This is a genomic window from Haloferula sp. (assembly GCF_049672945.1).
In the GTDB taxonomy this organism is placed as follows: domain Bacteria; phylum Verrucomicrobiota; class Verrucomicrobiia; order Verrucomicrobiales; family Akkermansiaceae; genus Haloferula.
The window spans coordinates 35030-47989 of record NZ_JBATWY010000177.1 but is presented as its reverse complement, the minus strand read 5'-3'; the positions used below and the strand labels follow the sequence as shown (position 1 = coordinate 47989).

The following is a 12960-nucleotide window of genomic DNA, read 5'->3' as shown; positions in this document are numbered from 1 at the left end:
TCCTCAACTTGTCATTCGAATTCTCCAATGAAAACCCCGGACAATATCCGTCATGGCAAGGATCATTTCCTAGAGCAGTTTTTCCTGATTGCCGGGTTGATCCTCGCTCTCATCGCGACCTCCAGCGCCCAGATTCTCCTGATCAGCGATCAGCAGGGCTTTCGCCAGCTGGCGGCCGAGCTTCGTGAGGAAGGCTATGATGTGACCCTTCGCGAGGAGGAATACGACAATGCCTATGCCAATCTGCTCGATGCGACCTTCCTCAGCAGCTTCGACGTCGTGGTTTACTCGGAAACGGGTTTTCAGTCCGCCGGCTCGGTTATTCCGGCGAATGTGGCCACGAGTCTCGAAAACTACGTCAATGGCGGCGGACACCTGCTGGTGACCGGCAATGATGTGACCGCTCACCCGGCCGATGGCGCGATGGCGTCGCTCGTTGGTTCGTCGTCGACGGCGGACTACTTTGTAAGCGTCGATACCTGGGTGATTCCCGAGGTGGATCATCCCATCATCAATGGTCCTTATGGCGATTTCCGGGGTCAGACCTTTACCGGGATCAACTTCCGTGACTTTTCCGGCGGCTACGATGTCGCTGAGCCAAACACTTCGGCAGGCACCGTCGAGCTGGCCTCACTGGGTGATCCCCGGGGCACCGGCAAGATCCTCTTCACCGACTTCGCCGCACCGGGAGGTTCCGTCGCTTTTTGGAACGGAGGCACGGCGGACCCCAACGTGGACCCGCAGGACGAATTGCTTGGGGGGACGGAAACCGGCAGCATCTTCCGCAACTATCTCGCCTCGACGGACGGGCTTCCCTCGACGCCAGGCGGGAAAGTCGTCATCACGGAGTTCATGATGGCTCCCGATGGATCGGGAAATTCCATCGGGCAATATATCGAGATTTTCAATGCCGGACCCGGAAGTGTGGATCTCAACGGCTGGAGCATCCGCAAGACCACCTCAACCCAAGCCCACACCATTGGGTCTTCAGTGGTCGTCGCGCCGGGAACCTACGCCCTCCTCGGTCAGACGGCGGATCTCGGAGGTACGCTCGTCTCCGGCACAAGCGCGGACTACGATTACGATGACTACGACTTTACTTTCGGAGGGAGCGGACTGCAGCTCGTTGATGAAAAGGGGGTTGAGGTGGATTTCGTTAATTTCGTCTTCAGCACCTTCTTCCCTGACTCCAGCTACAACGGGGTGGCGCTCGTGTTCAATGGCGGCATCGATGACGACAATTCCGAGTTCCCGGCGTGGTCAAAGGCCACTTCAACGGAACTCGGCTATGATCCAACCAACATCGATTTCGGTTCACCCGGGACGGAAGGTCCCGACCAGACGGCGATCACGGTGTCCCCGCCGCAGTACTACGTCTATTTCGATCTGGGTGAGCTCGGGACCCTGACGGGTGGCGACGTCATTCAGAGGGTCAACGCAGGGACTGCAGCGGTGGCTCCTACCTTTGATGTCGAACCGGCTTGGCTCTTCGCTGGCTGGAATCTCGATTTTTCGAATGTCTTCGGGCCGATGGCGGTGACGGCTCAGTATGTCGTCGAGACTTTCACCGTGACCTTCGACGAAGGTCTTCACGGAACCCGCACGGGAGGGGGAGGGTTGAGCCAGATTGTCAGCGCTCTCAATCCTGTCGTCGCTCCGGTCATCACCTCCGATCCCGGTTGGCGTTTTACGGGTTGGGATACCGATTTTTCGAACGTCTCCAGTGACCTCACGATCACGGCGCTCTACGAGCTTGGTCCTTCGGCCGTTGTCGGGACTGATATCGAAATCGCGGACAACGATGGCGACGAGGTGGTGCTGGTGCGCTTGGATGGCAGCGGTTCGCAGCCGGCCACGGGTGAAATCCTTTCGTGGGAGTGGACTTGGAACGGAGGAAGCGCCAGCGGGGAGATCGTCGACGTACTTTTCCCGGCGAACGACACGCCGGAAACAGTCCTCCTGACGGTTAGCGACGGGGCGAACGATATGGCGACCGATACGCTGAACGTGACGGTCCTCCGCAAGGAAACCGCACTCTTTGAAGACCTTGACGGAATTGCGGATACCGTTGAAGAAGCCTTACTGGCCGGTGATACGCTGCTGGTCACCAACTCGACACCGAGTGAGGAAAAGGTCTATCGCCTGTCCGGTGGAATTTGGAGCGACACCTCATTCGTTCCTGCCGGACCCGATTACGCGCTGGTCGATGCGGACACGATCGTCAGTGGAGATTTTACGAATTTAACCGGCTTCAAGATCCACCGTTGGAACGGCAGTCAATGGGTGGCGTCGAACGTGGTGATCTCCGGGAACTTGCCAACGGTGGACGGCCTGGCGAAGTCGATCGCGTTCACGCCGGACACGGTGGTCATGGGTGACGGCAATAGCGACGTGAACGGAACGGATGCGGGACAAGTGTACGTTTTTGACTGGAGTGGAGACACGTGGACAAATGCCGGTGAGTTGCAGCCGACGGGCGGGCTGGCGGCGAACAGCCGCTACGGCAGCCACCTTGCGATCGATGGCGACCTGATCGTCGTCAACCGGCGGATCGAATTGTTTGGTTCCGAACGAGGAGAGCTGGATGTCTTTCGTCGGAACGGAGGAATCTGGGGATTTGAGACGACGATCCTCATCGATCCCAACGCACCGACCTCTTTGTCCGGCTTCCAGTTCAAGCCGGTCGATGTGGAGAATGGAGTCGTTCTCGCCTTGTCCACGGCCCCGCTCGCTTATGTCCTCATTGAGGAGACCGTCTCGTCGTGGGATCAAACCGAGATTCCGTTCGTCTTTGCTGATTTCAGGTTCGGCATCGGATATCATCTCGACAGCGACGGTGACTCGATCGTTGCCTATGACGATGATGGAACCTTCGCGTTCTTCACCCGCGAACCGGCGAAGGCTTGGGCGGAATCGACGATTCTGAGAAGGCGCCCGCCAGTGGATGACTTGACCCTGAACCTGAACACCAAGGCGACCGATTATGATTCGAACCGGATCGCGATCATCGACAAGATTCAAGACAAGGTCCGTGTGGTGATGGAGCCCAACACCCGGTATCTGCGGGTCGCCATCGAAGCGGAAGCCGACGCCGGTCCGGATATCTCGACCACCAGTTTCAACGGCCTGCCGGTCAGGGTTTTCCTAAACGGAGGTGCGTCTGTGCATCCCGACGGCGCCGAGAATCTCAACGCCGTATGGACCTGGGAAGTCGGATCAGAAACCAGAGTGGCAACCGGGCTGCGAACTTTCGTGAATCTCGATCCATCGGTGACATCGGTCCAGCTTGTCCTGACCGACGGGCGAGGCGGGGTTTCAAAAGATAATATTACGGTGGACATCGTACAGCCACCGATCATCAGTGGTGGCGAGCCGGTGGTTGCGGTGGACAGCGACGATGATGGGCTGATCCGGTTGAGGGTGAACGGCTCGGTGATTTCGTCCGATGCGCCGGTCGTTTCGTGGACGTGGCGCTGGCCGGGCGGTGTCTTCAGCGGTCAGAACGGAATCATCACCCTTACCGAGGCCGCGCGCGGTCAGCCGATCACGCTGGAAGCGGTGGATCAGAACGGGCTTTCCCGGCAGATCGAGATTCCTTTTGAGATGCTGTTGGAGAATCCTGCTCCGGACATCGTCCCTCCGTCCGATGGCGCGAATGGCGATCTGTTCGGAGCCGCCGTCTCCATTGACGATCGCGTTGCTTTCATCGGAGCGCCCGGAAAGGAGATCAATGGTGAGGAGGCCGGGGCCGCCTATCTCGCGGAGAACGTCAACGATGTCTGGCAGCAGACGCGTCTTCCTCAGGAACTCCGGCAGGGCGCCTCGGTGATCGTTGATGGGGAATGGGCCTTTGTCGGCGCTCCCTCGACCACGAGCGATGTCACGCCCGGCAGCGGCAAGGTCGTGGTCTTCCGGCGGATTGGTGATAGCTGGTCGGCGGTTGACACCTTGATTCCAGTCGATCTCACCACGGGATTTCCACGGACGAGTCTCAACTCCGACGGGGATTTCGGTATCTCGATGGCGCTCGACGGCGACACGCTGCTGGTTGGTGCGCCTGAGCCATCAAACAGCAATCCGGGCCGTGCCTTCGTGTTTACCCTGACCAACGGCGAGTGGATCCAGACGGCGGAGATCGAAGTTCCGTCGAGCGACCCATCTTCAGTCGACGGCTTCGGGACGACGGTCGCGATCGCTGGGGATCACCTGGTGGTCACCAGCAATCGATATGAAGGCAGTTTGAACTCCGGAGTGGCCCACGTGTATCAGAAGACGGCCACAGGATGGGATTTCGTGGCGAAGCTGGAAGGCGACAACTCCGGGTCGCCTTCAAATACCGACCGCTACGGCTATTCCAGCGGGATGAACGACACGGAAATCATGATTGGTGCCTGGGGTGCGGACTTGGTGTATCACTATTCCCTGACGAGTGAACCCGGAGTCGTGCCGAGTGTGTGGCAGGAAACGTCGAGAATCGAGCCGACGATCTCTACCTTCGGGTCGAGCATTTCGGTCTTAGGAAACACGATGGCTGTGGGTGCTTGGGGTGATTTGACTTCCGGCTTTGAAGGCCGGAATGGAAGTGTTTCGACCTATCTCTTCGATGGTGCCGCTTGGCAGCCATCCGGCTATCTGGAGATGAACCGCTTGATTGATCCCGATCTCGGAAGCCGTCCGGAACTGGGTTACATCGATGGCTCTCTGGATCACGACGGGCAGGATTTGATCGTCGGCGGTCAGAAGGCATTCAACGCGGCTGGCCTGGAAAGCGGCAAGGTTTATATCTATCGTAATCTCGCAGGGCTCAACCCGAATGCCAACTTCGAGCCGCTGGCCGACGCGGGCGAGGATCAGGCGGTCGACGACACCCTTGTTCGCGACGGCGTCACCGACGAAGTCACCGAGCCTTTCGGTTCGCAACCGGTCACGCTTGATGCTGTTGGTTCGTCCGACCGGGAAGGCCCCATCGTGTCGTATGAATGGTCATGGCCGGGAGGCAGTGCCAACGGAAGCAATGTCACTGCGCGCTTCCCCGTCGGGTTGACGACCGTAACCCTGACCGTCACGGACAGTGCCGGGATTGTGAATTACGATACCGTGGACATCACCGTCACCTTGCCGCAGGTGGTGCCTGCCGCACTTCCGTCGACGGTTGGCAATACCTTTACCGTCAACCTTCCCGTGCCGAGTGCCAAATGGCGGCTTTCGTCGGAGTTCCTCTGGCACAGTAGCGGCGAAACGATCACGGGCATCGTCGCGGGTGAGACCTACCAGGTTGAAGTCATTGGCTATCCCGGTTCGACCGAGGTGATCACCACTCTGGCCGCTCCATTGGCGGGTGACAGTGTGGCGGACTTCAGCCTGATCCTGCCGATTCCCGCCAGCAAGACCGGCACGCTGACCTTTCCCGAAACCGAAGCCGGCTTCAGTTGGCGGCTCAGAGGGGAGAATGTCTGGCGGAATGTGGCGGACAACGGAGATGAGTTCGAGGATGTGATTCAAACCACCCTTCCGATTGGCGACCACCTTGTCGAGTTTCGTCCTCTTCCGGGCTATGTCACCCCGGCATCGAGGGTGATCACGATTCGTGAGAACGTCACTCTGGGACTCAACTGGTCCGACTACGGCTTGGTTAGTAATTACGACAGCAACAAGACCTTCGAGAAAGTGGTCGGACCTGATCTTGAGGACGATCCTTATCAGTATGTCGGCATGATCCGCACACCGCTTGGTCGCGGAACCGGCACGGTGGTGGCGGATGCGGTGGTGCTTTCCGCCGCGCACCTGTTCTTCGACCCGCAAGGCCTCAATTGGGCGAATGCGCAATGGTTCTCGAGGCAGCAGCAGGGCGAGAAGCAGGCGCCGCCGGTTTCCCCGCGTGGTATTCTTTATCGTACCAGTTACGCGAAGCTGATCGCGCCGGATTCGGTTCCCGGGACGGTCGAAAACCTTCCGGAGAACATTCAGGAATCGGATTTCGCGGTGCTCTACTTTGACGCGGCCACCTGGACCGGTGGTTCGGCGAACTTCCTGCAGAGCACCCCGGAGAAGAACTGGCTGACCGGAACCGAGAACAAGCACGCGGTCGGCTATCCACAACGCAGCCAGATCTACCCGGAAAGGGGCATGCTGTTTGAAAAGACTTTCAGCGCGCCGCTCCAGGCTTTGGATTCCACGGGTAGACTTTACGATACCACCGAGCTCTTCGGGGATGCCGGAGCGAGCGGCAGTGCCCTTTTCGTCGAGCCCGCCGGCACCGGCAAACGCTACCCGGCCGCGATCCTGCTCGCCGGTCAGCAGCGGGCCGTCTACCGGGCGATCGATCTGGACGTCACGCGCATGATCAAGGATGCCGCTGACACCGCCGCAGGCTTTGGCGATATCCTCGACAGCAGTTCGTCGCTGGTCACCTTCGAGGCGCTCGGTGGTTTCACCACGCTGTCGGTTTCGATCAGTCCCAGTGCGGTGCAGTCGGCGGCACGGTATTCGATCACGCCGAATTACGGCGCAGGCTTTGGCAACATCGCCTCCGACCAGGTGGTTCCCTTCAACCCGGCGTGGGATAGCTTCACCATCACCTTCAATGCGGTGTCCGGCTATGCCACACCGGAGCCCATCGAGGTTTCCAGTTCCCTGATCACTCCGGCTGGGAACAATGGTTTCTCGATCACTTATGAACCGCTGTCGGAATACGATTTCTGGAAGCAGGCCAACGGCATATCCAGCGACACCGACGACCGGGACTTCGATGGTTTGGTGGCCTTGGTCGAGTATGCCGTGGATGGTGATCTCGATGCCGGCGGGGACAACCCGCCGATTCGCCGGCCCGCGGTCTTCTCGCAGAATGTCTATCCGGAATTCGAAGTCTATGTGAGATCGGATGCCTCGGCAATTCGCTATGTGGTGAAGGGATCGGACAATCTTGTGCGATCGAGCGGGAGGACGATCATCGAGCTGACGAGTGCGGACGTCAGTTCGTCTGGCTACGTTCTAGTGACTGACACCGAGCCGTTTTCTGCGGATGGCAACCGCTTTGTCTGGCTTGAGCTCATCCACGATCGCGGCCTTTCCAGCGGGCCTTAGAGTATATTGTTAGAGAAAGAGCCTTTAGACACTCATGAAACCACCTATGCCTCCCATCCAGCGAATTGTCGAGTCGCTCCACGCAAAGTTGAAAGAGAACCACGACGGGGAAGTGGCGACCTACATCCCCGAATTGGGAAAGGCGGATCCGGCATGGTTCGGCATCTGTCTGGTTACGGCGGACGGCCAGATCTATCAGGTCGGCGATTGCGATCAGGACTTCACGATTCAGTCGATCTCGAAACCCTTCGTCTACGGAATCGCCCTCGAGGACAAAGGCAAGGACGCGGTTCTTGAGAAGATCTGGATGGAGCCTTCGGGTGAGGCGTTCAATGCGATCAGTCTTCGACCGGGAACCGGGAAGCCGGAGAATCCGATGATCAATGCGGGGGCCATCACTGCGACCTCGTTGGTGAACGGTGAGGATACCGAGCAGAAGATCGCCCGGATCGTCGAGGTGCTCGGGAAGCATGCCGGACGCGCTTTGGAAATCGAGGACTCGGTCTATCGCTCGGAGAGCAGCACCGGACATCGCAACCGCGCGATCGGATACATGCTGAGGAATTTCGAAATCCTCGAAGAGGATCCGCATGCCACGCTCGAAGCCTACTTCATGCAGTGCTCGATCTCCGTGACCTGCAGAGACCTCGGCATCATGGCGGCGACCCTGGCGAATGGCGGCGTGAATCCCTGCACGGGTGAGCAGGCGGTCAGTCGGAAATATGTCGAGAATGTCCTCAGTGTGATGGGTTCCTGCGGCATGTATGACGCTGCGGGTGAATGGATTTACAACGTCGGTATGCCCGCGAAGAGCGGCGTGTCCGGAGGGATTCTGGCGGTGCTGCCCGGGCAGCTCGGGATTGGCGTGTTCTCGCCGCGGCTCGATCCCTGTGGCAACAGTGTGCGTGGAATCGAGACCTGCCGCGAAATCACGCGGCAGTTCGGGCTGCACATGTTCCAGGTGCCGCGGCTGACCACTTCGGTCATCCGGCGTGTCGGCAGTCGTGCGCATAGTCGCTCGAGCCGTCTGCGGTCGCCGGAGGAAATGGACGCGCTGCGCGAGTCAGGGGAAGCCATCCGGGTGATGGAGTTGCAGGGCGATCTGCTTTTCGGGACCGCCGAGTTCGCCTCGCGCGAGTTCACCGTGACCGACGAGGACGTCAGGGAGATGGTCATGGATTTCTCGCGGGTCACCGGCATGAATGAAAGTGCCGCCAACGTTCTCGCCATGGCCTTTTCGACCTGGCTGGAGTCCGGGCGCCGGATCTCGATCTGTCGATGTGAACGCCTTCCCCTGCTCAAGGAAGTGCTTCATAAGTGTCTTCCCGAAGACTGGCAGAAGGTCTCATTCTACGACGATATGCCGGCGGCTCTCGAAGAGGCCGAGAACGTGTTGCTCGACGAGCTGAATCTGCGTCGACACAGTGCGGAAGCCGTCGGTCTTGGACAGTGTCAGCTGATGAAAGGTGTTGATGTTGAAAGTCTGAAGGTCATCGAGGAACTCTCCGAGCGGATGACCTTCTCGGATGGTGACTCCCTGATGAAGGTCGGTGATCCGCCGGATGGGATGCACTTTCTTCTCCGTGGTAAGGCGAGTGCCTGGATCGAGACGGAAACCGGAAACGAACGCCGGGTCGCAACCTTCTCACCCGGGATGACTTTTGGTGAGATGGGGTTGATCAATGACAGTCCACGTTCGGCTGAAATCAGGGCGGACAGCGATGTCGAGACCCTGATGCTTTCGATGAAGTCCTTCGATCATCTTCAGTTATCCGGTCCCGAGCTTCTCAACACGATCCTCGGCAATCTCTCCCAGATCCTCTCCGACCGGCTGCGCGAGGCAAACGATGAACTTGCCCTGATCAATGCTTAGACCACGGGAAACCGCCTGGCCTGCTTGTAAGCCTGAACCTTTCCTTCCATCCTGGTGGGCATGAAGCTGAAGAGGCGGGGCAAACGCCTGATCTCCACCCTTGTGGTGGCCGTTCTTGGCATCTGCTGGGGTGGATTGCTTCTCGAAACAGGAATCGGGACCAAGCTCCGCCATTTGAGCTATGACCTGCCGTTTCTCTTCACCGAGCATGCGGTCCCCGAGGACATCGTCATCGTTTACCTCGATGAGTATTCCCACGAGCAACTCGGCCAGCCCCTCGGCCGGGCGTGGGACCGACGACTGCATGCGAAGCTGGTGGGCCGGCTGCACGAAGAAAGGGCGCGGATGGTCGTCTTTGATATCCTGTTTCACGACGAGGATCCTCAAGCCGACGCGCTGTTCGCCGAGGCCATCGCAAATCACGGCGAGGTCATCCTGTGCGGTGAATGGCACCGCGAGATGACCGATCTGGGTCCGCGGGAAAGGCTGTTGCTGGCGACGCCCGAGTTGCGACGTGCGGCCGCCGGCTGGGGCTTGACCGATGCCAGCATCGATTCGGACGGAACGATCCGCCGCATCCGGCACGCGGTGCCGACAAGTGACTTCGGTCCGAAGCCCACCATGAGCGCCATGATCGACAAGCTGTCCGGTGGCTCGGGATGGAAGGAATTTGACGAAGGTCAAAGCACACTTCTCAACTACTACGGTCCCTCTGGTAGTTTCAGGTGGTTTAGTTACTCGACGGCGTTGAGCGGTGTCGGATTGCCCGAGGGTGCGTTTCAGGACAAGATCGTTCTTGTTGGTGCCCGTCAGAAGGCGGGCCTTGCCGATGCCGGCAAAGACACCTTTCCGACTCCCCACACGATCCGCGACCGGGTCCTGATGCCGGGTGTGGAGATCAATGCCACTGCCGCGGCAAACCTGATGGATGGATTGTGGCTGGAAGAAATGTCGCCAGTGACCAACTGGATGCTTCTGATCGGGAGCGCATGCGTCTTGTCCATGCTGGCCTGCCTACTGCCACCGATCCGCGGATTGTTTCTGTGTCTACTTGCAGCGCTCGGAATGACGGTTGCCGGAATCCTTTTCCACCACTCGCAGGCGACTTTGTTCGCGTGGACGATTCCCGCCTTCGGGCAGGCCCCGCTGATCGCCGGGCTGGCCCTGGGTGGCCACTACCTGATCGAATATTCGGCCCGCTGGAAGCTGCGACGGGCTTTCAAATCCTACATGTCCGACGAACAGGCGAGGCAGATCGATGAGGATGACGTGAGCCTCGAACTTGGAGGAAAGGAAGTGGAGGCAACGATTCTCTTCAGTGACCTCGCCGGCTTCACCTCGATGTCGGAAGGCCTGCCACCGCAGTCGGTCTCCAAGGCCCTCATCACTTACTTCGAATCGGCGACAGAAGGCATTCTCGACAACCAGGGAACCATCATCAAGTACGTCGGTGATGCGGTGATGGCGACCTGGGGAGCCCCCTTGAAAGTGGATCGGGAAGCGGACCGGGCGATCGATGCGGCAATCCAGATGCAGCTCGCCGGGAAAACACCGATCTCCCTCGAGACCGGGGACGGCATCATCGAGGAGATCCTTGAAACCCGGATCGGTATCAATACCGGACTCGGTCTTGCCGGTAATCTCGGCAGCCGCCGGCGATTCGACTATTCGGTGATCGGCGACACCACCAATACCGCGGCACGTTTGGAAGGACTGAACAAGATGCTTGGAACCTCGATTCTCGTCTCAAGCGCGGTCCTCGCCAAGTGCGTGGAACCGGAACGTTATCTGATCCGGAAAATGGGCACTTATGTTCTCAAAGGGAAAGCCAATGGAGTGGAGGTATTCGAAGTGTATGGAGAACACGCCGGACCAGAGAAAGTCATCCGTCTACGATGCCCGGAGTACCTCGCGGAATACCAAACGGGGCTGGATGCCTTTGCCGCAGGTCGTCTCGACGATGCCCGAAGCCACCTTGAGCGGTCTCTGAAGCTGCATGATCGTGCCGACGAGGACCCGGCATCGCGCCTCATTCTTGACACCATCGAAAACCTCGATCGGGAGGCCATCGACCCAGCCACGTGGCGTGGGGAGATCAAATTGCAATCAAAGTAGGCTCGGCGGAACCGGGCTACCCGTCCGCCCTTCAAGCAAGTTGGAAGCGTTTGAGGAGGTCGAGTTTGGGGGCCTTTACCAGATTGAGCGCAAGGTCGCGACGAATGCGTTTGCGGACCTTCGGGCTCAAAGCCTCGATGAGTTGACGCATCATGGTTTGTGGGGCTGCGAGGTAGATCGCCTGGTCCCCGTCTCCCGCGACACGTTCGATGTTGCCGATGATGGAATGGAGTTGCTGGTCCTCGGCTTCCCGTTCTTCGTGGTGACGCTCGCCAACGGCAATGCTGCCGGAGCCGTAGCTGAAGCGGCCCGCCTTGTCGGTGACGCGATCGGAGACCTTGCTGTGAAGGTTTTCGAGGTTGACGTCGGCAAGTTCATCAAAGGCCGGTGAGGTTCCCGGTTGGAGTTCATCCTGAGTGATGCGGTAAGCCGTCATCCGCCCGAGGTCTGCAACAATGATGATTGATTCCATAGCAGTCTATCGTCGCAGCAGGTCGGAGAGGATGCAAGGAATCGCTTTTAAATCCCTGGGGGCGGGTAGGTTGTGGGGGACCCGCCGTTCCCAAATGACCGGACCGTTCCTCGAAGGGTCGTGCCACCGTGGTCGCTCTGCGATCGAGTCAGGGCATCGCCTCACCTCAATTCGGGCGGCAAAAATGTGGACAACGACCAGCGGTTTGGTGGAGGGTTTGGGTATGAAATGGAAAGGGCGTCAGAAAAGTGAGAATGTTCAGGATGTCCGCGGTCAGCGGAGTTCTTCCGGAGGTGGTAGTGGCGGCGGGCTTTTTGGTTTGATTTCGGTCATCGGCAGGATGTTTGGATTCAAGGGCATCATCGTCATGGTCATCCTTGGCCTGATTGGATGGAAACTGGGCATCATTAGTCCGAACATGCTGGTCGGCGGTGAGGCGCCCGTGAGTTCGGGGCCCGTCCAGCAAAGCCCGGAGGAGCAGGAGCGCTTTGAGTTCGTGACGGTGGTGCTGAAAGACACCGAGGACGTCTGGACCAAGGAGTTTGCCAGAATCGGTATGCGTTATGAGAAACCCGTGATGAAGGTTTATCGCGGCCAGGTGCGGACCGCCTGTGGTCCGGGAAAAGCCGAGATGGGTCCCTTCTATTGTCCGGCGGATCAGGATGTCTACATCGATCTGAGCTTTTATGACGAGTTGGCGAAGACCTTCAATGCACCCGGTGATTTCGCCCAGGCGTATGTTATTGCTCATGAGGTCGGCCACCATGTGCAGAATCTGTTAGGCACCTCCGCCAAGGTGGCCGCGAAGCGTGGTCAACCGGACTACAATGAGTATTCGGTGCGCCTTGAGCTACAGGCCGACTTTCTCGCCGGTGTCTGGGCGAATCATTCACGCGAGTATTTGGAAGCGGGTGACATCGAGGAGGCGATGCGCGCCGCCAATGCGATCGGTGACGACGCGATTCAGAAGAAGATGCAGGGCCGGGTGATACCCCACTCCTTTACCCATGGCACTTCCGAGCAGCGGATGCGTTGGTTCATGAAAGGCTTGAGGAGTGGGCGCATCGAGGATGGCGATACCTTCTCGATGGCCTATAGCGATCTTTGAATAAGGGTTTTGCTTCCGAGAGGAAAAGGCAGTTTTTACAGAAGCTCGCGAAGGGAATGAAGGAGAGTAGGGAGAGCGGGCAATCCTGCCCGCGACTCCGAGGGACTGGTTTTCTGACGGAAAGGGTGACCCGCCCTCCTCAGACCCGCGACGGGATTTTGTAAGGTCCGTTTTGTGCCCCGGTTTTGTTTGCCTATGATGGCATTGTCAGAAGCAACGCTCTGCACCTGCGATGCCTTGGTTTACAGGACAAGGCTGGACAATCGCCCTCTCCGAGTGGGGCCGCAAAAAGGGGAAGCTCCCTTTCGG

Annotated in this window: 5 protein-coding genes; 4 read left to right on the top strand and 1 reads right to left on the bottom strand. The window is 58.8% G+C overall.

Annotated elements, in window-relative coordinates:
* The first annotated feature begins 27 nt into the window (after positions 1–27).
* From WBG04_RS16045 to WBG04_RS16035, 3 genes are read left to right on the top strand one after another with little or no spacing between them, the layout of a single operon-like run.
* Positions 28–7083, top strand: a complete 7056-nt coding sequence (locus WBG04_RS16045; protein ID WP_424315503.1) for a lamin tail domain-containing protein — start codon at positions 28–30, stop codon at positions 7081–7083.
* Positions 7084–7117: 34 nt separating this feature from the next.
* A complete protein-coding gene (glsA, locus tag WBG04_RS16040) occupies positions 7118–8956 on the top strand; it encodes a glutaminase A (protein ID WP_424315501.1) in 1839 nt (612 codons plus the stop codon).
* Positions 8957–9016: 60 nt separating this feature from the next.
* A complete protein-coding gene (locus tag WBG04_RS16035) occupies positions 9017–11071 on the top strand; it encodes a CHASE2 domain-containing protein (RefSeq protein ID WP_424315499.1) in 2055 nt (684 codons plus the stop codon).
* A 31-nt stretch (positions 11072–11102) separates the two neighbouring features.
* Here WBG04_RS16035 and WBG04_RS16030 read toward each other — a convergent pair whose 3' ends face one another.
* Positions 11103–11543: a host attachment protein gene (locus tag WBG04_RS16030; RefSeq protein WP_424315497.1), complete on the bottom strand. Its 441-nt coding sequence runs from the start codon at positions 11541–11543 to the stop codon at positions 11103–11105.
* 223 nt (positions 11544–11766) lie between these two features.
* Between WBG04_RS16030 and ypfJ the strand changes: the two genes are divergently transcribed.
* Positions 11767–12651 carry a KPN_02809 family neutral zinc metallopeptidase gene (gene ypfJ / locus WBG04_RS16025; RefSeq protein WP_424315542.1) on the top strand — a complete coding sequence of 295 codons (885 nt, stop codon included), beginning with the start codon at positions 11767–11769 and terminating at the stop codon, positions 12649–12651.
* Positions 12652–12960 lie beyond the last annotated feature (309 nt).